Source organism: Thermomonas brevis (assembly GCF_014395425.1).
Taxonomy (GTDB): Bacteria; Pseudomonadota; Gammaproteobacteria; order Xanthomonadales; family Xanthomonadaceae; genus Thermomonas; species Thermomonas brevis.
The window spans coordinates 1,406,261-1,432,290 of the sequence record NZ_CP060711.1; the positions used below are offsets into that span (position 1 = coordinate 1,406,261).

At 69.2% G+C, this 26,030-nt stretch carries 23 protein-coding genes; 16 read left to right on the forward strand and 7 right to left on the reverse strand.

What is annotated here, in order from left to right:
- Positions 1–192 precede the first annotated feature (192 nt).
- Positions 193–1,812, reverse strand: coding sequence for a phytoene desaturase family protein (locus tag H9L17_RS06550; protein ID WP_187571527.1), 1,620 nt, complete (start codon positions 1,810–1,812; stop codon positions 193–195).
- Between the two features lie 394 nt (positions 1,813–2,206).
- Between H9L17_RS06550 and H9L17_RS06555 the strand changes: the two genes are divergently transcribed.
- Positions 2,207–3,355, forward strand: a complete 1,149-nt coding sequence (locus tag H9L17_RS06555) for a cytochrome-c peroxidase (protein WP_187571528.1) — start codon at positions 2,207–2,209, stop codon at positions 3,353–3,355.
- Here the strand turns inward: H9L17_RS06555 and H9L17_RS06560 are convergent.
- The 3 genes from H9L17_RS06560 to groES form a co-directional block, all read right to left on the reverse strand.
- Positions 3,352–4,983, reverse strand: coding sequence for a hypothetical protein (locus tag H9L17_RS06560; protein ID WP_187571529.1), 1,632 nt, complete (start codon positions 4,981–4,983; stop codon positions 3,352–3,354). The genes H9L17_RS06555 and H9L17_RS06560 overlap by 4 nt on opposite strands.
- A 131-nt stretch (positions 4,984–5,114) precedes the next feature.
- Positions 5,115–6,752 (reverse strand): chaperonin GroEL, encoded by a 1,638-nt coding sequence (groL, locus tag H9L17_RS06565; RefSeq protein ID WP_187571530.1) that lies wholly within the window; start codon positions 6,750–6,752, stop codon positions 5,115–5,117.
- Between the two features lie 56 nt (positions 6,753–6,808).
- A complete protein-coding gene (groES, locus tag H9L17_RS06570; protein ID WP_187571531.1) occupies positions 6,809–7,096 on the reverse strand; it encodes a co-chaperone GroES in 288 nt (95 codons plus the stop codon).
- Positions 7,097–7,278: 182 nt separating this feature from the next.
- Between groES and cutA the strand changes: the two genes are divergently transcribed.
- From cutA to purD, 13 genes are all read left to right on the forward strand, one after another.
- The gene (gene cutA / locus H9L17_RS06575; protein WP_187571532.1) at positions 7,279–7,602 is read left to right on the forward strand and encodes a divalent-cation tolerance protein CutA; all 324 of its coding nucleotides are present in this window, start codon (positions 7,279–7,281) and stop codon (positions 7,600–7,602) included.
- Between the two features lie 4 nt (positions 7,603–7,606).
- Positions 7,607–9,940, forward strand: coding sequence for a protein-disulfide reductase DsbD family protein (locus H9L17_RS06580; protein WP_187571533.1), 2,334 nt, complete (start codon positions 7,607–7,609; stop codon positions 9,938–9,940).
- A complete protein-coding gene (locus H9L17_RS06585; protein ID WP_187571534.1) occupies positions 9,940–10,542 on the forward strand; it encodes a TlpA disulfide reductase family protein in 603 nt (200 codons plus the stop codon). Before H9L17_RS06580 ends, H9L17_RS06585 begins: the two co-directional genes overlap by 1 nt.
- Positions 10,543–10,662: 120 nt before the next feature.
- The gene (gene aroQ, locus H9L17_RS06590) at positions 10,663–11,100 is read left to right on the forward strand and encodes a type II 3-dehydroquinate dehydratase (protein ID WP_187571535.1); all 438 of its coding nucleotides are present in this window, start codon (positions 10,663–10,665) and stop codon (positions 11,098–11,100) included.
- A 59-nt stretch (positions 11,101–11,159) separates the two neighbouring features.
- A complete protein-coding gene (gene accB / locus H9L17_RS06595) occupies positions 11,160–11,636 on the forward strand; it encodes an acetyl-CoA carboxylase biotin carboxyl carrier protein (protein WP_187571536.1) in 477 nt (158 codons plus the stop codon).
- A gap of 13 nt (positions 11,637–11,649) precedes the next feature.
- Complete coding sequence (gene accC, locus H9L17_RS06600; RefSeq protein WP_187571537.1) at positions 11,650–13,017, forward strand: acetyl-CoA carboxylase biotin carboxylase subunit; 1,368 nt, start codon at positions 11,650–11,652, stop codon at positions 13,015–13,017.
- Positions 13,018–13,096: 79 nt separating this feature from the next.
- Entirely contained in the window at positions 13,097–14,416 is a 1,320-nt protein-coding gene (locus H9L17_RS06605) for a hypothetical protein (RefSeq protein WP_187571538.1), read from the forward strand.
- A gap of 61 nt (positions 14,417–14,477) precedes the next feature.
- Complete coding sequence (prmA, locus tag H9L17_RS06610; RefSeq protein WP_187571539.1) at positions 14,478–15,407, forward strand: 50S ribosomal protein L11 methyltransferase; 930 nt, start codon at positions 14,478–14,480, stop codon at positions 15,405–15,407.
- The gene (locus H9L17_RS06615) at positions 15,404–15,916 is read left to right on the forward strand and encodes a DUF3426 domain-containing protein (RefSeq protein ID WP_187571540.1); all 513 of its coding nucleotides are present in this window, start codon (positions 15,404–15,406) and stop codon (positions 15,914–15,916) included. Before prmA ends, H9L17_RS06615 begins: the two co-directional genes overlap by 4 nt.
- A gap of 141 nt (positions 15,917–16,057) precedes the next feature.
- A complete protein-coding gene (gene fis, locus H9L17_RS06620) occupies positions 16,058–16,321 on the forward strand; it encodes a DNA-binding transcriptional regulator Fis (RefSeq protein WP_187571541.1) in 264 nt (87 codons plus the stop codon).
- A 76-nt stretch (positions 16,322–16,397) separates the two neighbouring features.
- Positions 16,398–17,987: a bifunctional phosphoribosylaminoimidazolecarboxamide formyltransferase/IMP cyclohydrolase gene (gene purH / locus H9L17_RS06625; protein ID WP_187571542.1), complete on the forward strand. Its 1,590-nt coding sequence runs from the start codon at positions 16,398–16,400 to the stop codon at positions 17,985–17,987.
- A gap of 12 nt (positions 17,988–17,999) precedes the next feature.
- The gene (locus H9L17_RS06630) at positions 18,000–18,497 is read left to right on the forward strand and encodes a GNAT family N-acetyltransferase (RefSeq protein WP_187571543.1); all 498 of its coding nucleotides are present in this window, start codon (positions 18,000–18,002) and stop codon (positions 18,495–18,497) included.
- A 27-nt stretch (positions 18,498–18,524) separates the two neighbouring features.
- Positions 18,525–19,817, forward strand: coding sequence for a phosphoribosylamine--glycine ligase (purD, locus tag H9L17_RS06635; protein ID WP_187571544.1), 1,293 nt, complete (start codon positions 18,525–18,527; stop codon positions 19,815–19,817).
- Positions 19,818–20,001: 184 nt separating this feature from the next.
- On the opposite strand, the gene H9L17_RS06640 is transcribed toward purD, so the two are convergent.
- A complete protein-coding gene (locus tag H9L17_RS06640; protein ID WP_246455181.1) occupies positions 20,002–20,514 on the reverse strand; it encodes an arylesterase in 513 nt (170 codons plus the stop codon).
- A 55-nt stretch (positions 20,515–20,569) separates the two neighbouring features.
- Between H9L17_RS06640 and H9L17_RS06645 the strand changes: the two genes are divergently transcribed.
- Both H9L17_RS06645 and H9L17_RS06650 read left to right on the forward strand, forming a co-directional pair.
- Positions 20,570–21,325: an ABC transporter ATP-binding protein gene (locus H9L17_RS06645; protein WP_187571546.1), complete on the forward strand. Its 756-nt coding sequence runs from the start codon at positions 20,570–20,572 to the stop codon at positions 21,323–21,325.
- Complete coding sequence (locus H9L17_RS06650; protein ID WP_187571547.1) at positions 21,322–23,811, forward strand: ABC transporter permease; 2,490 nt, start codon at positions 21,322–21,324, stop codon at positions 23,809–23,811. Before H9L17_RS06645 ends, H9L17_RS06650 begins: the two co-directional genes overlap by 4 nt.
- A gap of 69 nt (positions 23,812–23,880) precedes the next feature.
- Here H9L17_RS06650 and H9L17_RS06655 read toward each other — a convergent pair whose 3' ends face one another.
- Together H9L17_RS06655 and ygiD are read right to left on the reverse strand one after the other, a co-directional pair.
- Positions 23,881–25,071 carry an erythromycin esterase family protein gene (locus H9L17_RS06655; protein ID WP_187571548.1) on the reverse strand — a complete coding sequence of 397 codons (1,191 nt, stop codon included), beginning with the start codon at positions 25,069–25,071 and terminating at the stop codon, positions 23,881–23,883.
- Positions 25,072–25,109: 38 nt separating this feature from the next.
- Positions 25,110–25,973 (reverse strand): 4,5-DOPA-extradiol-dioxygenase, encoded by an 864-nt coding sequence (gene ygiD / locus H9L17_RS06660; protein WP_246455182.1) that lies wholly within the window; start codon positions 25,971–25,973, stop codon positions 25,110–25,112.
- Positions 25,974–26,030: the final 57 nt, after the last annotated feature.

The window sequence follows — 26,030 nt, forward strand, 5'->3', positions numbered from 1 at the left end:
CGGAATGTCCCTGCGGCAATGATGACCGGACGAAAACGGCAGGCAATAAAAAAGCCCGCTTAGACCGAAGTCTCAGCGGGCCTGCTCCCTCCCCCACGTCGGGACGCCGGGCGATCGTGAAGGAAGCGTTAGGGTCTTGCACGCTGCACTGCAAAAAAGCACTCGCCGGTTCACGAATGGCGTATGGCGAACTCAGTCGGGGCGCGGCGTCCGGCCCAGGTCCTTGAGGATTTCGCGCGCCGCGTTGCGCCCCGGCAGGCCGGTGACGCCACCGCCCGGATGCGTGCCGGAACCGCACAGGTACAGGCTCTTGAACGCGCCGCGATAGTTGCCCTGCCCCAGCAGCGGGCGCGCGCTGAACATCTGGTCGAGACCGAGCGCGCCGTGGAAGATGTCGCCGCCGACGAGGCCGATGCGGCGCTCCAGATCGAGCGGGCTCAATGCCTCGTAACCGAGCACGCTGCGCGCGAAGTTCGGCGCGTACTCGGTCACCGTGTCGATCATCAGCTTCGCCACCGTATCGCGGTGCGCGTCCCAGCCGCCGTCCACCTCCGGGTTCACCTGCTGGCAGAACAGGCTGGCGACGTGCTGGCCGGGCGGCGCGAGCGTGTCGTCCAGCGTCGAGGAAATGACGACTTCGACGATGGGCTTGCGCGCCCAGCCGGCGTTGTGCGCCTTCGACTTCGCATCGAAATACGCCTGCTCGAAATACTGAAGCGACGGCCCGATCAGGATGCCGCTCTGGTGGTGCGGCTGCAGCTGCGTTCCCGGCATCGCGGTGAAATCCGGCAGCTCGGACAGCGCCACGTTCATGCGGAAGGTGCCGGAACCGCAGCGGTAGCGGCGGATGCGCTGCGCGGTGTCGTCGTCGAGCTGACCGGGTTCGACCAGCTTCGTGTAGAGCAGCTTCGGATTGAGGTTGCTGGCGATGGTCGTCGCGCGCAGCTCGCGCCCGTCGGCCAGCGCAACGCCCACCGCCTTGCCGCCTTCGACGAGCAACCGCGCGACTTCCGCATCGGTTTCGATGGCGACGCCGCGCGCCTCGCACTCCTTGCGCATCGCCTGCGTGATCGCGCCCATCCCGCCGATGGCATGCCCCCACGCGCCGGCCTTGCCATTCACTTCGCCGAACACGTGGTGCAGCAGCACGTAGGCGCTGCCCGGCGTGTAGGGACTGGCGAAATTGCCCACCACCGAATCCCAGCCCAGTGCCGCCTTCAGCGGTTCGCCCTCGAACCAGTCGTCCAGCAGCTCGCCGGCGGACTTGGTGAACAGGTCGAGCAGGTCGCGGCGGCCGCGCATGTCCAGCGACTTCAACTGCGTGCCGACGGCGACGGAGTTCAGCCAGTCCGCCAGCACGAAGCGATCCGACACGTTCGGCGGCGTGCGCCGCATCAGCTCGCGCAGGACGACGACGATGCGGTCGAGCATCGCGTAATACTCGGGCAAGCGCTGCGCATCGCGTGCCGACCACTTCGCCACCTCGGAATGCGTGTGCTCGCCGCCGAGCCGGAAACTGCGCCCGTCCGGCAGCGGCAGGAAGTTGGCATAAGGCCGCTCGACCACGCGCAGCCCGTGTTCGGCCAGGCGCAGGTCGCGGATCACCGCCGGATTGAGCAGGCTGACCGTGTAGCTGGCGACGGAATTGCGAAAGCCGGGATGGAACTCCTCAGTGACGGCCGCGCCGCCGACGAGAGCGCGGCGTTCCAGCACCCGCACCTTCAACCCGGCGCCAGCGAGATAGGCGGCGCAGACCAGACCGTTGTGGCCGCCGCCGATGATGAGGACGTCGTCGTGTTGCCGGGTTTGCATGCGCATCGTCGCTGGCGGAAAGAAGCCGATGATCCGCGCGGCGCCGGAAAAGCGAAAGGCCCGCCGTAGCGGGCCTGGCAGGGCATCCGGCGCGGCGCCTCGGCGGCCCGGGTTCAGAGCGCTTCCAGCGCTTGCTGCAGCTTGCCCTTGGCATCGGTGATGGAAGCGGCGTGCAGGAGACCCAGGAAGACCGATCCCGATCACTTCGCCGAAACGCGCCCCCGCCTTCGGCAACGCGGTTCAACAACACGCCGTCTCGTCGTCGGCACTGATGACGGCCTCGCGTAGCTATAAGAAAATCCGACCCTGCCGCGTTTCTGGTGCGGGGAAAACAAGCCTTCGCTCGGCCGCAAGCCGGGCTAGGATGGGTCTGCGGACATGGGGGAGATTGGACTTGCAGGACCTGAAAGGACTGTTCCTGGCCGCTGCGATTCTGGCGTTGGCCGCATGTGGCCGAGAACGCGCCCAGCCGTCCACGCCGGCCGGCGTCGCGGCGACCACCACCCTCGATTTCGCGCATGTCGCCAATTACGCCGCGCCGCCGCTTCCCACTTATTTCGACGGGACGGTGGCCGCGCTGGACAACAGCCCGGCATCCAATCCCATCGATGATCGGGTGGCGACGCTCGGCCGCGTGCTGTTCCACGATCTGCGGCTGAGCACCAACAACCGCGCCTCCTGCGCCGCCTGCCACCAGCAACGGTTCGGCTTCACCGATCCGATGCGGTTCAGCAACGGGATCAGCACCGCCGGCACCACCGATTTCCACGCCATGCGGCTGGGCAACCTGCGTTACTGGCAGCCGGGCACCACGTTCTGGGATCGGCGCGTCGCCGATGCGGAGGCGCAGGCCAGCCATCCGCTCCATAGCCTGGTCGAGATGGGCTGGGGCGAGAACATGGGCGGCATCGAAGGCCTGATCCGCAAGATGTCGGCCACGCGCGATTACCCGGAGCTGTTCGCCTGGGCGTTCGGCAGCGCGACGATCACCGAGCCGCGCATCCAGCAAGCGCTCGCCCAGTTCGTGCGCGCGATGGTTTCGCACGACAGCCGCTGGGACACGGGGTATGCGCAGGTCTTTTCCGCCACCGCGCCGAACCGTGCGCTGGACGTCGATCTTCCGAACTTCACCCCGGAGGAAAATCGCGGCCGGCACTTGTTCATGGCCGCCGTGGACAAGGGCGGTGCGGGTTGTGCGGCCTGCCACCTGCCGCCGACCTTCGCACTGGCGGCGAACGCGCGCAGCAACGGCCTGGACACCGGCGAGACGCGCCTGTTCAAGGCGCCATCGCTGCGCAGCGTCGGCCTGACCGGGCCGTACATGCACGACGGCCGCTTCGCCACGCTGGCGGAGGTGGTCGATTTCTATGCGTCCGGCGTGCGCGATGGCCCGGCGCTCGACCCTCGCCTGCGCGAAGGGGACGAGCCGCGCCGCCTGAACCTGAGCGCCGCCGACCGCGCAGCGCTCGTCGCCTTCCTCAAGACGCTGGACGATCCCGTGCTCGCCACGGATCCCCGCTTCGGCGATCCGTTCCGGCGCTAGCTGGCCCGGATCGCGTACAGGGTCGCGTTGCTGATCGCGTAGACCCCGCCGTCCGCGCCGATCCACGTCGGCGTGTAGGCCTGGCCGAGCCCGGCGTTGAGCCGCACGCTCTGCGAGAACGTGTTCGTGGTCAGGTCCCAGCGATACAGGATGCCGTCCTCGTTGTTGGCGAGGATCGACTTCCGCGCCGGATCGGCCGCCATGGTGTTGATGCACCATTCGCGCCGCGCCGTGGCCGAACCGACGTCCAGCGTCGGCCCGAGGATGGTCAGCACCTCGCGCATCACCTGCATGGTCGGCGTGATCGTGTCGGTCTGGCTCGCGCCCGGATCGAGGACGGCGAGCTGGTTCAGCCCGGTGCCCGTGCCGGTGCCTGCATAGTTGTTGTATTTCAGCGCGAGCAGATAGGTCGAGGTGCCGGTGTAGGACGGCACCATCGACGCCGGGATCACGCTCGGCGACACGTCCCACCCGAAGCTGCCCGGCGCGCCCACCGGATTGAGCGCGGCGTCGAACTGCAGCAGCCAGCCGCGGGCGTTGTGGGTCGCGAACGTCCTTTCCAGCACGCCGTAGAACACGCGGCCATCCGGCCCGATCACGGGCGCCGCCGTGCCGTCGTCGCTGAGGCGGGCCGGGCCGCCCAGGTACGGATCGAGCAGTTCGACGCTGGCGCGCGTCGCGAGCGTCGTGCTATCGAGGGCGAGCAGGACGCCGTTCTGGGTCGCGCTCGTCGCGCCACGGTTCGCCGCGATGTAGACGGTGGCGCCGTCGTTCGAAAGCGCCGGCGCGCAATTGGACACCGGCTTCAGGATCGAAGGATCGCCGGCCGCCGCGGCGACCCCGACCCAGATGCCCGTGCCGTTCGGCGCGATCCGGGCGATGCCGCTCACCAAGCCGGCCGGATTCGCTCCCGTCACATGGAAGCCGAAGAAGACATTGCCCTGCGCGTCCGAGGTCAGCGGCGTGTTGATGAAGACGCTGCCGTCGAACGCTGCGGAATTGGTGTTGTACTGGGCGGCGCCATAGAAGACCTGCGGCGCGAACGTGGCACTGGCCGCGTCCCCGTCGTTGCGCACCAGCAGCTTGCCGCCGGCGCCCGGCGCATAGAGGCGGCCCTGCGGGGTGAGCAGCAGGTTGTAGGGCGGCACCCAGTTGTGCGGCGGGATCACGTAGTCGGTGGTCGCCGACCAGATCAGCGCGCCGTTCGCGCCGTTGCGGCCTTCGATGCGATAGCTGCCGGTGGCCATCGTCTTCAACGGGATGACCACGGTGTTGTGCGTCGTCACCACCGGGGAGCCGTAGTGGGTCAACAGCGCGCCGGACGGCGTGTACTGGGGGGCGAGGTCGACGGGGGTCGTCCACGCGATGCGCCCGAGATCCTGTGAGGCGATCGCGCTCGCCGCCGTGTGCTGCGCATCGTGCCCATAGCCGAACCATGCCGGTCCCGTCACCGTAGTGGGCGGGGGCGGTGGAGGCGGCGTCGGCGGAGAAGGCGGCGAAGGCGTCGTATGCGGCTTGCCTCCACCCCCGCCCCCGCCGCACGCGGCAAGCACCAGGGTCGAAGACAGCATGGCGAGCGCGCGGCGGCGCGAAACGAGCAAAGGCGGCGAGGCGGGATGTCGGCTCATGGCGCGAGCATAGCCTTTCGTTCGACAAAACGCCGCCCCCTCCGACAAGGCCACCGGCCCAGCCCGACGGGCAGAAACACGAAGCCCGGCACAGGGCCGGGCTTCGTGGTCAAGCTTGCGGATGGCAGGACTTAGAAGTCCATCCCGCCCATGCCGCCCATCCCGCCGCCCGGCATCGCCGGCTCGTCCTTCTTCGGCAGCTCGGCCACCATCGCTTCGGTGGTGATCATCAGGCCGGCGATCGACGCGGCGTTCTGCAGCGCGGTGCGGGTGACCTTGGTCGGGTCCAGGATGCCGAACTCGATCATGTCGCCGAACTCGCCGTTGGCGGCGTTGTAGCCGAACGCGCCCTTGCCTTCGGCGACGCGGTTCAGCACCACGCTCGGCTCGTCGCCGGCGTTGGTGACGATCTCGCGCAGCGGGGCTTCCATCGCGCGCAGGGCGATCTGGATGCCGTGGTTCTGGTCTTCGTTGGCACCCTTGAGCTCACCGATGGCGGCCTTGGCGCGGATCAGGGCCACGCCGCCGCCCGGGACGATGCCTTCTTCCACGGCAGCACGGGTGGCGTGCAGGGCGTCTTCGACGCGCGCCTTCTTTTCCTTCATCTCCACTTCCGTCGCCGCGCCGACCTTGATGACGGCCACGCCGCCGGCCAGCTTGGCCACGCGCTCCTGCAGCTTCTCGCGGTCGTAGTCCGAGGAGGTTTCCTCGATCTGCGCCTTGATCTGCTTGATGCGCGCTTCGATGCCGGCGGTGTCGCCCGCGCCGTCGATGATGGTGGTGTTCTCCTTCGAGACCTGCACCTTCTTGGCGCGGCCCAGATCCTTGATGGTGGCCTTCTCGAGCGAGAGACCAACCTCTTCGGAGATCACGGTGCCGCCGGTCAGGATGGCCATGTCTTCCAGCATCGCCTTGCGACGATCACCGAAGCCCGGCGCCTTGACCGCGCAGACCTTGACGATGCCGCGGATGGTGTTGACCACCAGCGTCGCCAGCGCTTCGCCCTCGACCTCTTCCGCCACGATCAGCAGCGGCTTGCCGGCCTTGGCCACGCCTTCCAGCACCGGCAGCAGGTCGCGCACGTTGGAGATCTTCTTGTCGTGCAGCAGGATGTACGGGTCGTCCAGTTCGGCCTGCATCGACTGCTGGTTGTTGATGAAGTACGGCGACAGGTAGCCGCGGTCGAACTGCATGCCCTCGACCACGTCCAGCTCGTTCTCCAGGCCCGAGCCGTCCTCGACGGTGATCACGCCTTCCTTGCCGACCTTGTCCATCGCCTGCGCGATCAGGTCGCCGATGTTGGCGTCCGAGTTCGCGGAGATGGTGCCGACCTGGGCGATTTCCTTGCTGGTGGACGACGGCTTGGACAGCGACTTCAGCTCGCCCACGGCGGCGGTCACGGCCTTGTCGATGCCGCGCTTCAGGTCCATCGGGTTCATGCCGGCGGCGACCGCCTTCATGCCCTCGCGGATGAACGCCTGCGCCAGCACGGTGGCGGTGGTGGTGCCGTCGCCGGCGTTGTCGGAGGTCTTGGAGGCGACTTCCTTCACCATCTGCGCGCCCATGTTCTCGAAGGCGTCGGCCAGTTCGATTTCCTTGGCGACGGAGACGCCGTCCTTGGTGATGGTCGGCGCGCCGAAGCTCTTCTGCAGCACGACGTTGCGGCCCTTCGGGCCGAGGGTGGCCTTGACGGCATTGGCGAGCACGTTGACGCCGCGCACCATGCGCGCGCGGGCGTCCTCACCGAAACGAATGTCCTTGGCAGCCATTGCGAATTACCTCAGTAAGAATTCAATCGATTGAGAGGAAAGGAGGCGACGCGCGATCAGAGGATCGCGAAGATGTCGTCTTCCTTGACCACCAGCAGTTCCTGGCCGTCCAGCTTCACCTCGGTGCCGCTGTACTTGCCGAACAGCACCTTGTCGCCGACCTTGACCTGCGGCGCGCGCACCTGGCCGTTGTCCAGCACCTTGCCGGTGCCCACGGCGATCACTTCGCCCTTGATCGGCTTCTCGGTGGCGCTGTCGGGGATGACGATGCCGCCCGCGGACAGCTTCTCTTCTTCCATGCGCTTGATGACCACGCGGTCGTACAGCGGCTTGATGTTGGACATGTGCAACCTCTGCAAATGGTTGATTGTGTGGGAAAAACCCGGAAATTTTAGCAGCCGGCCGAGCCGAGTGCCAATGCACGGGACGAGAAAATCCCGCGACCGGGATGCCGGGGAGATGGGGCGGGCCGCGGGGCTTTCAAGGGGCCGCGGGCAAATTTCCCGCGCGGCCTTACCCTAGGCGCATGGACGTCCTGCTCTGCCTGTGCACCTGCCCCGATGCCGCCACTGCCGGGCAACTCGCGGAAACCCTGGTCGGCGAACGGCTGGCCGCCTGCGTCAACATCGTGCCGGGGCTGCGCTCGGTCTACCGCTGGCAGGACGCGGTCCAACGCGACGAGGAAGTCCTGCTGCTGATCAAGACCACGCGGGCGCGCTACCCGGCGCTGCAGGCGCGGCTGCCGGCGCTGCATCCGCATGAACTGCCGGAGCTGGTGGCGGTCGAAGTCGCCGACGGCCTGCCCGCCTACCTGCGCTGGGTGGCCGACGCCGCCCGTCCCTTAGAATAAGTCCATGTTCCGACTGCCTTTCCGACTGCGCCGCTGGCTGGCCGCGCCGGCCCTGCTCGCAGGCCTGCTGGCCGCGCCGGCCCATTCCGCCGACGTCGACCTGCCGCCGGTCGACGAGGTGTTCGTGCTTTCGGCCACGGCGACCGCGCACGACCGCATCGAGGTGCGCTGGAAGATCGCCGACGGCTACTACCTGTACCGCCACCGCACCTCGGTGCAGGCTGACGCCGCGTTCCCCGGCGCGCGGCTGGCGCTGCCGGACGGCGACAAGCACCGCGACGAGTTCTTCGGCGACGTCGAGACCTACCGCAAGCAATTGGTGGGCGCGTTGACCGGCACGCCCGGCGTCGATGCCGCCGCCACCATCCTGACGGTGAAATACCAGGGCTGCGCCGACGCCGGCGTCTGCTATCCGCCGCAGACCCGCAAGCTGCGGGTGGCGCTGCCGCAGGCGGCCGCGGGCGGCGGCTTCGGGCTGGGACGCAAGGCCGGCGGCGGGCTGTTCGGCCTCGGCAACGGCGCGGCCGGCACGGTGGATACCGCGCCGCTGCCGCCGGAGCAGGCGTTCGCCAGCGAGGTCATCGCGCTGGACGGCAACACCCTGCTGCTGCGGCTGACCCCGGCGCGCGGCTATTACCTGTACCGCGACAAGCTCTCGGTGAAGCTGGACGCCGGCAACGGCCTGTCCACCGCGCTGCCGCCAATCGCGCGGCTGCCGAAGGCGACTTCGCACCGCGACGAGCATTTCGGCGACGTGGCGGTGTACTTCGGCCAGGTCGAGATCCCGCTGCCGGTGGCGCGCACCACGCCGCGCGCGGCCAGCGGCGCGCTGACGCTGGGCTTGCAGGGCTGCCAGGCCGACGGCATCTGCTATCCGCCGATGACGCGCCGGCTGGCGGTGTCGCTGCCGGCGGGCACGGTGAAGCCGGCCGCGGACGCCACGGCTTCGACTGCAGGCTCGCCAGCGGACACCGCGATCGCCGCGCCCGACGCGGCCGATGGCTCGACGCAGACCAGCGCCGCATCGCCCGACGCTTCCGACGCAACAGCGCAAACCGGCAACGCCGCGATCCTCCCGCCGCAGCCCGCGCGCGAAGCGCCGCCGACGCAGAAGACGCCCGGCCTGCTCGCCGCCCTGCTGCTGGCGCTGGGCGGCGGCCTCGTCCTCAACCTGATGCCCTGCGTGCTGCCGGTGCTGTCGCTGAAGGCGCTGTCGCTGGCGCAGAGCGGCGAAAGCCGGCAGCACGCCCGCCGCCACGCGCTGGCCTACGCCGCCGGCGTGCTGCTGTCGATGCTGGCGCTGGGCGCGCTGGCGCTGGCGCTGCGCAAGGCCGGGCTTGCGCTGGGCTGGGGCTTCCAGTTGCAGCAGCCGCTGGTGCTGGCGGGGCTGGCGCTGGTGATGTTCGCGCTGGGACTGTCGCTGTCCGGGCTGTGGCACGCCAACGTCGGCATCGGCCAGCGCGGCGGCGCATTGCTGCAAGGCGACGGCATCCGCGCCGATTTCTTCACCGGCGTGCTGGCGGTGGTGCTGGCCACGCCCTGCACCGCGCCGTTCATGGGCGCGGCGCTGGCCTACGCCTTCACTGGCCCGACCGCCGGCGCGCTGCTGGTGTTCCTGATGCTGGGGCTGGGGCTGGCGCTGCCGTTCCTGCTGATCGGCTTCGTGCCGGCCTTCGCCCGCCTGCTGCCGAAACCAGGCGCGTGGATGGACACGCTCAAGCAGTTGCTGGCGTTCCCGCTGTACGCCACCGCCGCCTGGCTGGTGTGGGTGCTGGCGAAGCTGCGCGGCGCCGACGCCGTGGGCCTGTGGCTGGCCGCCGCGATCCTGCTGGCGCTGGCCACCTGGGCGTGGACGCGCGGGCGCAGCGGCGGCGCGCGCGGCTGGCAGGCGCTGGCGCTGCTGGCGCTGCTGTCCCTCGGCATGCCGCTGGCGAAGCTGCACGCGCTGCCGCGTCCGCAGGCGGCGACGGCCGCCGCCGCGAACGACGGCCTCGCCACGGTGGCGTGGTCGGAACGGCAGCTGGCCGACCTGCGCGCGCAGGGCCGCGTCGTCTTCGTCAACATGACCGCCGACTGGTGCGTCACCTGCAAGGCCAACGAGAAGACGGTGTTCTCGCGCGACCGCTTCAGCAAAGCGCTGGCCGCCGCCAACGCCGTCTACATGACCGGCGACTACACCGACGTCGATCCCGCCATCACCGCCTACCTGCAGCGCCACCGCGCGGTCGGCGTGCCGCTGTACGTGGTGTATCCGCGCGGCGGCGGCGAAGGCCGCATCCTGCCGACCCTGCTGACGCCCGGCATGGCCGAGGACGCGCTGCGCGAGGCGGCGCGCTGATGCCGTCCAACCGCGCGGTGCTGCTGGTGGCGCTGGCCGCCGCCCTCGCGGGCGCGGCGGCCAGCCTGTTCTTCGAGCCGACCCTCGCCTACCGGCTGGCCGGCACCGAAGTCGGCCAGCAGGTGCTGGACGCATCCCTGAAAGCGCAGGCGCCAAAACCGCCGGCCGGGCTCGACATCGCCGAAAAAGACGGCATCGTGCCGGCAATGACGCTGAAGGACGTCGCCGGCAATCGGGTCGAGCTTCCCCGCGCTTGGGCCGGCCGCACCACCCTGGTCAACCTGTGGGCGACCTGGTGCGCGCCCTGCCTCAAGGAGATGCCGGACCTGCAGGCGTTCGCCGACGAACAGGGCGGCAACGGCGTGCAGGTGGTCGGCATCGCGCTGGACGACGTGCAGGCGGTGCGCGCCTTCCTGCACCGGCACGGCATCGCCTACCCGGTGCTGGTCGATGCGCCCGGCCCGGCCGACGCCGGCGTGCGCCTGGGCAATCCGGCCGGCGTGCTGCCCTATTCGGTGCTGGTCTCGGCCGATGGGCGCGTGCTGAAGACGCGGATCGGGCCGTTCGCGGACGGCGGCGAGATCGCCGGCTGGGTGCGTTAGCGAAACGCAGCGCTGGCGCCGTTTAGAGCGGTCACTCAAACATCCGCTTAAAAATGCGTTATCCGGCGAAAGTTCGCCGAACTGGACAGCATCCTCCATTCGCGGGACACTGCGCGCCTGATGGCGAAGCTCCTGCTCCTGCACGGCCCCAACCTCAACCTGCTCGGCACGCGCGAGCCGGAGGTCTATGGGCGCACCACGCTTGCCGACATCGACGCCGACCTCGGCGCCCGCGCGCAGGCCGCCGGGCATGCGCTGGAGGCGTTCCAGTCCAACGCCGAGCACGAGCTGGTCAACCGCGTGCAGGCCGCGCGCGAGGACGGCACCGCCTTCATCCTCATCAATCCCGCCGCCTTCACCCACACCTCGGTCGCCCTGCGCGACGCGCTGGCGGCGGTCGCCATCCCCTTCGTCGAAATCCACCTGTCCAACCCGCACGCCCGCGAACCCTTCCGCCAGCACAGCTATTTCAGCGACAAGGCGGTCGGCGTGGTCTGCGGCTTCGGCGCGGATTCGTACCGCTACGCGCTCGACGCCGCGCTGGCGCGATTGCCCTGACACCCCGGCTCAACCATCCCTCGGCCCGTCGGCGCGAGGAAGGAAAAAAGGAAACCCTCATGGATCTGCGCAAGATCAAGAAGCTGATCGACCTGCTCGAAGAATCGAACCTGGCCGAGATCGAGATCAAGGAAGGCGAAGAGTCCGTCCGCCTGGCGCGCGTGCCGAAGGGCGGCTTCGCCGCCGCGCCGGCGCCGGTCGTCCAGCACGTCGCCGCGCCCGCCCCGGCCATGCCGATGAACTCACCGGTGCAGGCCGCCACCGGCGGCAGCCCCAAGCCCGCCGACCCGGAACTGCCCGCCGGCCACGTGATGCGCGCGCCGATGGTCGGCACCTTCTACGCCAGCCCGTCGCCGGACAAGCCGGCCTTCGTCAGCGTCGGCCAGACGGTCAAGGCCGGCGACACGCTGGGCATCATCGAGGCGATGAAGATGTTCAACCCGATCGAAGCCGACGTCTCCGGCACCGTGCTGGCGATCAAGTGCGAAAGCGGCCAGCCGGTGGAGTTCGACCAGCCGCTGTTCGTGATCGGCTGAACGAGGCCTTCCCATGCTCGAAAAAGTCGTCATCGCCAACCGCGGCGAAATCGCGCTGCGCATCCTGCGCGCCTGCCATGCGATGGGCATCCGCACGGTGGCCGTGCATTCCACCGCCGACCGCAACCTCAAGCACGTGGCGATGGCGGACGAGTCCGTCTGCATCGGCCCCGCGCCCTCGGCGGAGAGCTACCTCAACATGCCGGCGATCATCGCCGCCGCCGAGGTGACCGACGCGCAGGCCATCCATCCCGGCTACGGCTTCCTGTCGGAGAACGCAGACTTCGCCGAGCGCGTGGAGCAGTCCGGCTTCGTGTTCATCGGCCCGAAGGCCGACACCATCCGCCTGATGGGCGACAAGGTGGAAGCGATCCGCGCGATGAAGGCCGCCGGCGTGCCCTGCGTGCCCGGCAGCGGCGGCCCGCTGGGCGACGATCCGGCGACCAACGTGAAGATCGCGGCGGAGATCGGCTACCCGGTCATCGTCAAGGCGGCCGGCGGCGGCGGCGGGCGCGGCATGCGCGTGGTGCACACCGAGGCCGCGCTGACCAACGCCATCGCCACCACCAAGCAGGAAGCCAAGGCCGCGTTCGGCAACGACATGGTCTACATGGAGAAGTTCCTGGAGAACCCGCGCCACGTGGAGATCCAGGTGCTCGCCGACGGCCAAGGCAGCGCCATCCACCTCGGCGAACGCGACTGCTCGATGCAGCGCCGCCACCAGAAGGTGGTCGAGGAAGCGCCCGCGCCCGGCATCACGCCGGAGCAGCGCGCGGAGATCGGCAAGGTCTGCGTGGAAGCCTGCCTGCGCATCGGCTATCGCGGCGCCGGCACGTTCGAGTTCCTGTACGAGAACGGCCGCTTCTACTTCATCGAGATGAACACCCGCATCCAGGTAGAACATCCGGTGACCGAGCTGGTGACCGGCATCGACCTGGTGCGCGAGCAGCTGCTGATCGCCGCCGGGCACAGGCTGTCGATCAAGCAAAGCGACGTGGTGCTGCGCGGCCACGCCATCGAATGCCGCATCAACGCCGAGGACCCGGACACGTTCTTCCCTTGCCCCGGCCTGATCCAGCACTTCCACGCGCCGGGCGGCCCGGGCGTGCGGGTGGATTCGCACATCTACGAGGGTTACCGCGTCCCGCCGAACTACGATTCGATGATCGGCAAGCTCATCGTGCACGGCGCCGACCGCGCGCAGGCGATCGCACGCATGCGGGTGGCGCTCTCCGAGATGGTGGTGGACGGCATCAAGACCAACATCCCGCTGCAGCAGCGGATCATGGCCGACGGCGGCTTCTCGCAGGGCGGCCAGAACATCCACTACCTGGAAAAGAAGCTGGCCGAGCGCAAGGAAAAGGCGCTGTCGATCCTGTAAGGCGCGATTGAAGGCGGCGGCATGTCCGCTCCGCAGGCGATATCCCGCTAACGGGATATCGCCCAACGCCGGAGCCGCCATGCAACGCCGCCACGCCCTCTACGCCGCCCTCGCCGCCACGCTGGCCGCACTGCCCGCCGCCAGCCAGCAGGGCAAGGCGCCGCCCACCAACCTCTACATCGACGTCGCCACCCACAGCATGGCCGGGATGCCCGACATGGGCGGGATGATGGGCGGGCTGGGCGGCTTCATGGCCCGCCGCATGGGCGGCGGCAACGCGGGCAAGCCCACCTACCCGACCGCGCGCCATGCCGGCACGACCGGGCAGTTCCTCGACATCGCCCTGCACAACGCACTGAAGCCGGGCGCGGAGGCGCAGGACCTGATCCCGGGCGGCCTGCAACTGGGCAAGTCGCTGACCCTGATCCCGGTCGAACCGACCACGCCGGCCAAAGGCGACAGCCCGCCCGGCAAGGTGCCCGACGTCGAAGTGAAGATCTCCGAATACTGGGGCTGCGGCGAATCGGTTCGGCCCGGCCAGCCCAAGGTCGCCACCTTCAAGATCAAGGGCGGCGACCGCGCCATCGACCCGAAGAACCCGATGGCCGGCATGCAGGGCGTCGGCATCGAATCCACCGGCAGCCTGTCGAAGGGCCTCTACGCGCCCGACCGCGACATCGACCTCAAGCCCGGCTACGTCTACTGGCCGAACCGCGATTACGGCAAGCAGGTGCCGACCGGCGCGCGACTGGCCGGCGAGCATCGGATCACCGGCGACGGCATCCCGGCCTCGATGCGGTTCGCGGTCGAGGACGATGCGGACTTCATGCCGAAGCTCGCGCTGCGCACGCAGGGCGGGCTCGACGACGCCATCGGCCTGGACTGGCCGGCGGTGGAGCGCGCGCGCGCCTACTTCATCACCGGCGTGCACATGCAGATGCTCGGCGAGCATTCGTTCGCGATGACCGTGTGGAGCAGCGCCGAAGCGCCGGGCGCCGGCAGCGAGCTGCACGCCTACCTCGGCGGCGGCCAGATCGACAAATGGCTGAAGCAGAAGATCCTGCTGCCGGCGACCGCCACCGGCTGCACCATCCCCAAGGGCATTTTCGCCGGCGCCTCCACCGTGCAGGGCCAGCAGCAGGCCATGCCCGGCATGCTGGCGATGACCGCCTACGGCCCGGAACGCTGGATCACCTGGCCGCCCAAGCCGGCCGATCCGAAGCAGCCTTGGAATCCGGAATGGAGCGTGCGGCTGCGCGCCAAGTCCAGCGCCACCGCGATGCTCGGCGTCGACCTGGGCGGCGTGCAGCGGATGGACGGCGGCAACGGCCAGCAGCCGCGGCAGCAGCAGACCAAGCCGACGATGAAGGGGCTGCTCAAGGGATTGCTCGGCCACTGACCCGCCGCGCAGCCGGGATGGAACCTGCGAGAATGGCGCGGTCGCACCGCGCCCATTCCCGATGCCCTACCTGCAACTGTCCGCCCCCTGCACCGAAGCCCTGCAACCGCGCCTCGAACGCGCGCTGGAAGACGTCGGCGCGCTGGCGGTGACCTTGCAGGACGCGCACCTCGACGCCGCCGACGAGCAGGCGATCTTCGAACCCGGCGTCGGCGAAGTGCCGCTGTGGGACGAAATGACGCTGACCGCGCTGTTCGACGCCGACACCGACGCGCTGCTGCTGCTCGCCGCGCTTGAGGCGTTCGATCCGGAGCTGGACTGGAGCAAGGCCCGCTTCGAGAAGGTCGAAGACCAGGATTGGGAACGCGCGTGGCTGGATACCTTCCAGCCGATGCGCTTCGGCGCGCGCACCTGGATCGTGCCGTGGAACCACGACCTCCCGGCCGAGGCGGACACGCCCGACGCCGCCATCGTCCGCCTCGATCCGGGGCTGGCGTTCGGCTCCGGCACCCATCCCACCACCGCGCTGTGCCTGCGCTGGCTGGACGAGCTGGCGACCGCCGGTGACCTCCGCGGCAAGGCCGTGCTCGACTTCGGCTGCGGCAGCGGCATCCTCGCGCTGGTCGCGCTGAAGCTGGGCGCGGCGCGCGCGGTCGGCGTGGACAACGATCCGCAGGCCATCATCGCCACCCGCGACAACGCGCAGCGCAACGGCGTCGCCATCGACGCGCACCTGCCGCAGGAAGAACCGGCGGCGACGTATCCCGTCGTGGTCGCCAACATCCTCGCCTCGGCGCTGGACGCGCTGGCGGAAACGCTGGCGGCGCGCACCGCGCCCGGTGGACGCATCGCGATGTCCGGCATCCTGGCCGGGCAGGAAGACGAACTGCTGCAACGCTTCGCGCCCTGGTTCGATGCGCTGCGCGCGACGCGCGAAGACGACTGGATGCGCATCGATGGCGTGCGCAACGCGACCGCGGTGGCCGGATGAGCCGCACGCCCAGCTTCGCCGCCTCCGCCGCCCGCGCGCCGTCGCGCCGTCGCGGCGAAGGTTTCGCCGCCGCCGCGCTCGCGCTGGCGCTGCTGGCGCAGCTGGGCTGGCTGCAACACGACCGGCTGGCCGCCAGCCCGCAGCTGCGGCCGCTGCTTGCTTCCGTTTGCGGCACGCTCGGCTGCGTCCTGCCGCCCTGGCGCGAACCGTCCGCGTTCGCCCTGCTCTCGCGCGACGTGATCGCGCCGCCGGATCGGCCCGGGGTGCTGCGCGTGCAGGCCAGCTTCCGCAACGACGCGCGCTGGCCGCAGCCGTGGCCGACGCTCTCGCTGCGCCTGAGCGACGTCGACGGCCGCACGCTCGGCGCGCGCCGCTTCCTGCCTGCGGACTACCTGCCCGCCGGCGGTGCGCGCACCGACCTGATCGCGCCCGGCCAGGCCAGCCAGATCGCCTTCGACATCGCCGAACCCGCGCCCGGCGTGGTCGGCTTCGACTTCCGCTTCGAGTGAAGGCCGGCGCGAAGCGCGACCCCGATCAACAAAGCGGCGATGAATGCGCGTCGACACTGACGCCGCCGCGGGCATCGCGCTAGACTCCTCCGCCCGTGTCGCGCGCGCCGTGCCGATGCGGGCAGCTTCGAGGGGCCTCCGTTGAATTCTTCCAACCACCGCCAGGACGCCGCCACCCGCGCGCCGCTGCGCGAGCATGTCGCCGATTCGGTGCGCCGCTATCTGCGCGACCTGGACGGCTGCGACACCGACGACCTGTACAGCATCGCCCTGCGCGAACTGGAAATCCCGCTGTTCGCCGAAGTGCTGAAACACTGCGACGGCAACCAGAGCCGCGCCGCCGCGATGCTCGGCATCCACCGCGCCACCCTGCGCAAGAAGCTGCGCGACTATTCGATGGCCTGAGCCGCGCGACGCGGACGAATGGGCCGGAGGTGGCACGGCCCGTATAATCGGCGCTTCCCCACCGCACCGCCCCCGCATGTCCGCCGACTTCCTTTCCGGCGCGCCGGTGACCGTCCGCCGCGCCCTGCTCTCCGTTTCCGACAAGACCGGCCTGATCGACCTCGCGAAGGCCCTGGCCGCGCACGGCGTCGAACTGCTCTCCACCGGCGGCACCGCGAAAGCGCTGCGCGACGCCGGCCTGGCGGTGAAGGACGTGTCCGACGTCACCGGTTTTCCCGAGATGATGGACGGCCGCGTGAAGACCCTGCATCCGAAGGTGCACGGCGGCCTGCTCGGCCGCGCCGGCATCGACGACGCGGTGATGGCCGAACACGGCATCGGCGCGATCGACCTGCTGGTGCTGAACCTGTATCCGTTCGCGCGGGTGGCGGCGAACCCGGACAGCAGCTTCGAGGACGTGATCGAGAACATCGACATCGGCGGCCCGGCGATGCTGCGCAGCGCGGCCAAGAACTTCGCCCGCGTCGCCGTCGCCACCGCGCCGGCGCAGTATGCCGGCATCGTCGAAGAATTGAACGCCCACGATGGCGCGCTGTCGGCGAAGACCCGCTGGCAGCTCGCGGTCGCCGCGTTCAACGACGTCGCCCATTACGACGCCAGCATCAGCAGCCACCTGTCCTCGCTCGGCGACGACGGCGCGCAGGCGCTGTTCCCGGCGCAGGCCAACGGCAATTTCGTGAAGGTGATGGATCTGCGCTACGGCGAAAACCCGCATCAGCAGGCCGCGTTCTACCGCGACCTGTGGCCCGCGCCGGGTTCGCTGGCGACGTTCACCCAGTTGCAGGGCAAGGAGCTGAGTTACAACAACATCGCCGACAGCGACGCGGCCTGGGAATGCGTGCGCCAGTTCGATGCGCCGGCCTGCGTGATCGTCAAGCACGCCAATCCCTGCGGCGTGGCGGTCGGCGCGGGCTGCGCCGACGCCTACGAGGCGGCCTACGCCACCGACACGACCTCCGCCTTCGGCGGCATCATCGCCTTCAACACCAGGCTGGATGGCGCGACCTGCAAGACCATCCTGGACCGCCAGTTCGTCGAAGTGCTGATCGCGCCGGACTACGACGAGGAGGCGCTGGCCTACGCGAAGAAGAAGGTCAACGTGCGCGTGCTGCGCATTCCGCTGGCGCCGCCATCGAAGTTCTTCATCGACACCAAACGCGTCAATTCCGGCCTGCTGATGCAGACCGCCGACGATCGCGTGGTGACGCGCGACGAGCTGAAGGTGGTGACCAAGCTGGCTCCGACCGACGCGCAGTTCAATGATCTGCTGTTCGCCTGGAAGGTCGCCAAGTTCGTGAAGTCCAACGCCATCGTCTATGCGAAGGACAACCGCACGATTGGTGTTGGCGCCGGCCAGATGAGCCGCGTGTACTCGGCGCGCATCGCCGGCATCAAGGCGCAGGACGCCGGATTGCAAGTGGAAGGTTCGGTGATGGCGTCCGACGCCTTCTTCCCGTTCCGCGACGGCATCGACGCGGCGGCGGAAGCCGGCATCAAGGCGGTGATCCAGCCCGGCGGCTCGATGCGCGACGCGGAAGTGATCGCGGCGGCGGACGAGCACGGCATCGCGATGGTGTTCACCGGCGTCCGCCACTTCCGCCACTGAAGCCGCCGCGCCATGTGGATTCGTGCCGAAACCGTTGCCGACCATGACGCGATCCATCGCTTGACCGCGGCGGCGTTCGCCAGCGCGAAGCACGCTTCGGGCACGGAGGCGCGCATTGTCGATGCACTGCGCGACGCAGGCGCATTGAGCCTGTCGCTGGTGGCCGACATCGACGGGCGCGTCGCCGGCCACGTCGCGCTGTCGCCGGTGACATTGGACGACGGTTCCACCGGCTGGTACGGGCTGGGCCCGGTCGCCGTCGATCCACGCGACCAGGGACGCGGCGTGGGCAGCGCGCTGATCCGTGCAGCGCTGGCGGAACTTTCCGCGCTGCGCGCAGCCGGCTGCGTGGTGCTTGGCGACCCCGCGTACTACACGCGCTTCGGCTTCCGCCGGCACACCTCGCTGCGCTACCCCGGCGCGCCGGCCGAATACTTCATGGCACTGTCGGCGGACGCGGCGTTTCCGTCCGCCGATGTCGCCTACCACCCTGCCTTCTCGGTCGCCTGACCGGATGTCTTCGCACTGGAGCCACGCATGAAACTCCTCGTCATCGGTTCCGGCGGCCGCGAGCACGCACTGGCGTGGAAGCTGGCGCAATCGCCGCGCGTCTCCGAAGTCATCGTCGCCCCCGGCAATGCCGGCACCGCGCGTGAAGCGAAGTGCCGCAACGCCGCCGTGAAAGTGACCGACATCGACGGCCTGCTGAAGCTGGCGCAGGACGAAGGCGTCGCGCTGACCGTGGTCGGCCCGGAAGTGCCGCTGGTCGCGGGCGTGGTGGATCGCTTCCGCGCCGCCGGTCTGCGCATCTTCGGCCCTACCGCCGCCGCCGCGCAGTTGGAAGGCAGCAAGGCGTTCGCCAAGGACTTCCTCGCCCGCCACGGCATCCCCACCGCGTTCTATGCCGTGCATAGCGATGTGGATGCGGCGCTCGCCTACGTGCGCGAGAAGGGCGCGCCCATCGTCATCAAGGCCGACGGCCTCGCCGCCGGCAAGGGCGTGATTGTGGCGATGACACTGGCCGAGGCCGAAACGGCGGTACGCGACATGCTCGCCGGCAACGCCTTCGGCGACGCCGGCGCGCGCGTCGTCATCGAGGAATTTTTGGACGGCGAGGAAGCCAGCTTCATCTCGATGGTGGACGGCAAGACCGCGCTGCCGATGGCGACCTCGCAGGACCACAAGCGCGTCGGCGATGGCGACACCGGCCCCAACACCGGTGGCATGGGCGCGTACTCGCCCGCGCCCGTCGTCACGCCCGAAGTCCACGCGCGGGTGATGCGCGAGGTGGTGAACCCCACCGTAGCCGGCATGATCGCCGACGGCGTGCCGTTCACCGGCTTCCTCTACGCCGGCCTGATGATCGACGCCAGCGGCGCGCCGAAGGTGATCGAATTCAACGTGCGTTTCGGCGATCCCGAAACCCAGCCGGTGATGCTGCGCCTGCAATCCGACCTGGTCGAACTCGTCGAAGCCGCCATCGACGGCAAGCTCGACGGCATCGACGCGCAGTGGGATCCGCGTCCGTCGCTGGGCGTGGTGATGGCGGCCAGGCCCTACCCGGACACGCCGATCACCGGCGACGTCATTTCCGGCCTCGATGCGGTTTCCGCGAATGCCAAGGTGTTCCACGCCGGCACCACGCTGGATGCGGATGGCCACACCGTCAGCGCCGGCGGCCGCGTGCTGTGCGTGACCGCGCTGGGCGACTCCGTGCGCGACGCGCAGCGCAATGCCTACGCCGGCGTCGATGCGATCACGTGGGCCAACGAGTTCCATCGCAGCGACATCGGCTGGCGCGCGATCGCGCGGGAACACCCCGCCCCGTAGTGCCGAGCTTGCTCGGCTGGCGCGCGATCATCCGCGAGCAGTAACCGTCATTCCCGCGAAGGCGGGCCGCTTGTGACAGACGAATGTCTGTCCAATCCGGTTTTTGCTTTTTGCCATTCCGGAACCGCATCAAGCCACGTCAAATGCTAGATTCCCGCCTTCGCGGGAATAACGAGCAAATCACTCAGGGCAACGCATCCAGCGCCGCCAGCACCTCGTCCGCCAGCAGCGGTTGCGCCTCCGCCACCGGGTGCAGGTTGTCGGCCTGGAACCAGTTGCGCTCCACGCCGAGCGGCGCAAGGAAATGCGGGATCAGGCCGGTGTCCAGGCGCTGCGCGATCAGCGCATAGCTACGCTGGAAATCGCGGGCGTAGACGCCGAAGTTCGGCGGCAGCTGCAGGCCGATCAGCAGCACGCGCGCGCCGGCCGCCTTGGCGCTGCCGATCATCCACCCCAGGTTCGCGCCCATCTGTTTCAGCGGCAGCCCGCGCAGGCCATCGTTGGCGCCAAGTTCGATCACCACGATATCCGGCCTCACGCGTTTGAGCTCGTCGGCGATGCGGCTGCGCCCGCCGGCGCTGGTTTCGCCGGAGATACTGGCGTTGTGGAAGCCGTACTTGTCCGACTTCGCATCGGCCAGCGCTACCCAGCCCTGCTCCGGGCGCAAGCCGTAGGCGGCGGACAGCGAGTCGCCCATGACCAGTACTTTCCGCTCACGCGCAATTGCGTCGGGAGCCGCTAGCATCGCCAGCATGGAACACACGCCCAGCACCCACGCCCGCCATCTTGCCGCCATCGATGCACCGTCCGATCCGAAACCGAACGCAGACGCTAGCACGCCGCAACGCGGCAGCCTGCGAACGCGCGGCGTCGGCAAGACCGTGCCGCTGCCCGACGCGCCGCTGACCATCCTCGACGGCATCGACCTGGACATCGCGCCGGGCGAGCGCGTGGCCATCGTCGGCGCATCGGGCTCGGGCAAGACCACGCTGCTGTCGCTGCTGGCCGGGCTGGATCTGCCCAGCCGCGGCGAGGTGTGGCTGGACGGCACACCGATACACGCGGCCAGCGAGGACGCGCGCGCCGCCGTGCGCGCCGAGGCGGTGGGCTTCGTTTTCCAGAACTTCCAACTGATGCCGGCGATGAGCGCGCTCGACAACGTGGCGCTGCCGCTGGAGCTGCGCGGCAAATCCGGCAGCGACGCCGCGCGCGACCTGCTGCAGCGCGTGGGCCTGGGCGAACGCCTGCACCATCTGCCGCGCCAGCTCTCCGGCGGCGAGCAGCAGCGCGTCGCCATCGCCCGCGCCTTCGTCGCGCGGCCGTGCATCCTGTTCGCCGACGAACCCACCGGCAACCTCGACCGCCGCACCGGGCTTGCCATCGAAGACCTGCTGTTCGACATGGACGCCGCGCGCGCCGCGACCGTGGTGATCGTGACGCACGACGAGCGCCTGGCCGCGCGCTGCGACCGCCAGCTGCGGCTGGACGCCGGACGCCTGCTGCCGTGACCGCGACCGGGCTGTGGAAGCTGGCCGCGCGACAGGCGTGGCAGGGCTGGCGCAACGGCGAGTTCGGCGTGCTGCTGGCCGCGCTGTTCGTGGCGGTGGTGGCCTTGGCCGGCGTGGGAAGCATCGCGCAACGCACCACCGACGCGCTGGCCGAACAGAGCCGGCGTCTGGTCGGCGGCGATGCGGCCTTCAGCCGCGACAGCGGCGACGTGGAAGCCGCTGCGGACGATGCGCGCAAACTCGCGCTGCGCTTCTATCGCAGCGTCGAGCTGTCCAGCATGGTCGGCACCGCGCATGGCGCGCCGCAGCTCGGCACGCTGAAGGCGCTGTCGGACGATGCGCCGCTGCTCGGGCCGTACACGGTGCGCACCGCGCGCGGCACGGAAAAACGCGCGCGCCCCGATGCAGGCACGCTGTGGTTGAGCGCCAGCGGCGCGCAGCGATTGCAGGCGAAGCTCGGCGAAACGATCATGGTCGGCGGCCGCCCGCTGACGCTGGCCGGCGTCGTGGTCGAGGAACCGGATCGCCCGCTCAACGGCGTGGAACTCGGCCCGCGCGTGATCCTGCCGCTGGCCGAAGTCGAAGCCGGCGGCCTGCTTGGCCCCGGCGCGCGCGCATCAAAGCGGATCGCGGTGGCCGGCGCGCCGGCCGCGATCAAGACCTGGGTGCAGCAGCGAGAAGCCGATCCTTCACCGGGCGCGCGGGTCGAGACCGGCGATGACATCAGCCCGCAGTTGCGCAACGCGCTGGATCGGGCGCGGCGCTTCCTGTCGGTGTCGCTGGTGCTGACCGCCGCACTGGCCGCCGTCGCCATCGGCATGGCCGCGCGCCAGCATGCAGAGCGGCATCGCGGCATCGCCGCCACCTTCCGCGCGCTCGGGGCGCAGCAGCGCGACATCGCCGGCCTGTACGTCGGCACGCTGGCGATCCTTGGCGGTATCGCCATCCTCGCCGCGCTGCTGGCGGCGCTGGTACTGCAGCAGATCGCCGGCCTCTGGATCGCGCGCGAACTCGGTACATCGCTGCCGGCGGCGACGCCGTGGCCGCTGCTGCAGGGCGCATTGGTCGGTGCCTGGATCCTGCTCACCTTCGCACTGCCGCCGCTGCTGGCACTGCGCCGGGTCAGCGCGCTCGCCGTACTGCGGCAGGACCTGCGCACGCCGTCGCCGCCGGCCCTGCTGCTGTTCGCGCTGGCATTGGCCGGCATGCTGGCGATGTTCTGGCAGGCGGCCGGCAGCGCCACCGCTGCGACGGTGCTGCTGGGCGGCCTGCTGGCCACGGTCTTGGTGCTGGGCATCGCCGGCTGGCTGCTGGCGGCGCTGGTCGCGCGGCTGGGACGCGGCGGCAGCGGCATCGTCCGCTATGCGCTGTTGAACCTGTCGCGCCGCCGCCGGCTGACCATCGCGCAGGTGGTCGCGCTGGGCACCAGCCTGATGGCGCTGCTGCTGTTGCTGCTGGTGCGCACCGACGTGTGGGAACAGTGGCAGGCCACGGTGCGCGGCGATGCGCCCAACCGCTTCGTCATCAACGTGCAGCAGGAGCAACGGCCGACGTTCGATGCAGTGCTGCAACGGCTCGGCTTCCAGACCGCCGAACTGTCGCCGATGATCCGCGCGCGCTATGTCGGCATCAGTGCGACCCAGCGCGGACGCCCGGAACCGAGCGGTCGCGGCGGGCGGCTGATGGATCGCGAGTTCAACCTGTCCACCGCCGATGCGTTGCCGAACGGCAATACGCTGAAGGCGGGCAGGTTCTGGAACCCGGCGACCGCACATCAGGAGTTCTCGGTGGAGCGCAAGTTCGCCGACCAACTGCATTGGCAACTCGGCGACATGCTCGCCTTCGACGTCGCCGGCCAACGCATCGAAGGAACCATCACCAGCCTGCGCGACGTGCGCTGGGAAAGCTTCACGCCCAACTTCTTCGTGCTGGCCTCGCCCGATCTCGCCCGCAATTTGCCCGGCACGTACATCACCGCCGTGCGCGTCCCGCGCGGCGACGCCACGCTGGCCACCGCGCTGTCGCGCGAGATTCCGAACGCCAACGTCATCGATATCGATGCCGTCACCGGCGAGATCCAGCGCATCGGCGACCAGGCCGCGATGGTGATCCAGGTGGTGTTCTGGTTCGCCTTCCTGTCCGGCTGCCTGGTGTTCGTGGCCGCCGTGACCGCCACCCGCGCCGAACGCGCCACCGAACTCGGCGTGCTGCGCACGCTGGGAGCCAGTACCGCGCAGCTGCGACGCTCGCAGTTGGTGGAGTTCGGGGCGATCGGGGCAATTGCCGGCAGCGTGGCCGCAGTGGCCGCCGCCGGCATCGGCACCGCCTTCGCCCAGCGCGTGCTGGATCTGCCGCCGACGTGGAGCGTTTCCACGCTCGCCACCGGTGCCATCGTCGGCACCTTGGCGGCGATGCTGGCCGGCTGGCTGAGCATGCGCCGCCACCTGCGCGCCACCGTGCGCAGCACGCTGTCGGCGGCGCACTGAGATCGGCAGCGGGGCTATGGGCGTTTCAGCAACGACCGGTGCGACCGTGAGACATGCCGCAGATTCAGATCACGGCTTAGCTACTGCCGGCGTTTCCCGGCGCAGCACAATCATCCCATCCAGCAGCTTCGACCAGTCAACGGTCATGGGCTTGACGTAATTCAAGGCACGCGCCGAAATCACGCCCATGGCCTTGAGCTGCGGGAAATCCAGGAATCGCAACGCCTGTCCGCTCACATCCTCGTAGGCGCGCGTCTCCAACGAACCTTCCGAAGAGATGCCAAGCGCATGCGGCGTACCACCGCCGCCGACATTTCCGTAACTGCCGTCGAGCGCGCTGAAACCAACTGCCGCGACTTTGTCGCCGAACGCCTCGTGCATGTAACTGCCCAGCGGCCGAAATCCTTCCCGCACGCCGTCCGCCGTTTTTGCCGCATGCACGCTCGCACACCAGACAATCACCCGAACACCCTTCGGCCAATGGGAGCGTATCCACAGGAGGTTTTCGTACATGGCCCTGTCGCGCAGGCCATGCTCGTCGCCATCGGAAAATTCCAGATAGCGCGCGTACGAATCGGCCATCGCACGCAAATCCACGGACGCCTTCGCCGCATCCAGGTTGTCCCGGATATCGCGCAGGCAGCGGTGCAATTCCTCCAAGGCATCGGCATCGTACGGATGGGTGTCGTCATAGCCCCATCCGTTCTGACGCGCAATGCGGGTTTCGCAGTCCACTCGACGCGCGCCCGCAAGAACTGACGAAAGGACACCCGGCAACCGTTGCAGCGAGTAATTCTGCGCAACGCCGCCAGCCTGGGCATCCATTCCGGCCACATGGATGCGCCCGACGCTGGCTTCCTCATGCAGCCAGCCGGCGAAACTCCTGAATTCCGGATAGCGAGACCACACCGCGCCGATTGCGTCGGCAAGTTGCTCCCTGGTCGCGGAACCGGCTGCGACCGCATGTTCGAAATCCAGCAGGTCGTAAAACTGACTTTCGAAAACCACGCCTCGAAATCCGCATTTCCGCGTCAGCAGTTCAATGAGTTCCACCTTCACGGCAATCGTCGTCGCTCCCGCGTGGTGAGCGTCTTCCCCGAGAAGCACAACGTCTTTCGAGCAAAGCGCATCGACCACCCGGTCAATTTCGGGTGACGATGGATCGGCCGTTCCGGAAATTTCCGACACCGCTAAAACCTGGGCAGAAGCCAGGCAAATCAGGAATGCAAGCACCCAACGACCAAGCCCGATGTTTTTCACTGACGCTCCCTGACCGCGTCACGGCGACGCAGCTTGACTCAGATGTTCGCATCCTCCGGCGGCAGCGTCGTGTCCAGCGAGGCCGCGCCACCCGTTTCGTCAGTCGCCTCCGGGCAATGCGCGTCCAGCGTGAACGCCGTCATCGACAGAGAGCCGTAGGCATAGCCATCCACCAGCATCTCGGCCGGCTTGCCCGCAGCCGACGCCAGCCCAGCGATGTAGAGCAGCGGCAGGAAATGCTCGTCGGTCGGCACCGCCATCCGATAGTCGCGATGCGAGGCCAGTGATGCGATGTCGTACGGACGCTCCAGCATCAGCCGCTTCGCCTCGGTATCGAACCGCTCGGCCCAATCGAACGCACCGTCCGGCCGCTGCCAGTCGATCGCACGCAAGTTGTGCACCACGTTGCCGCTGCCGACCACGAGCACGCCGCGCTCGCGCAGCGCCGCCAGCTTCGTGCCCAGCGCCAGATGCCAGTCCAGCGGACGGCGCGCGTCGATGGACAGCTGCACCACCGGAATGTCGGCATCGGGAAAGGCATGCACCAGCACCGACCAGGTGCCGTGGTCCAGCCCCCAGGCATCGCGGTCGGCGCCCACCACGAAATCCGGCGATACGGTGTCCGCCACTTCCTCGGCCAATTCCGGCAGTCCCGGCGCCGGATACCGCACGTCGAACAGCGCCTGCGGGAAACCGTAGAAATCGTGGATCGTGCGCGGGTTCGGCATCGCCGTGACCGCAAGACCGTTGACATACCAGTGCGCCGACACCGCCAGGATCGCGCGCGGCTTCGGCACCGAGGCGCCGAACGCCCGCCACGCCTCGGTATAGCGATTGCGCTCCAGCGCGTTCATGGGGCTGCCGTGGCCGAGGAAGACGGCGGGCATTGGGGAAGCGGACATGGCGGCATCCATCGGTGGATGCCGGCACTCTATCAACCGCCGCATGCAGCAAGCGTG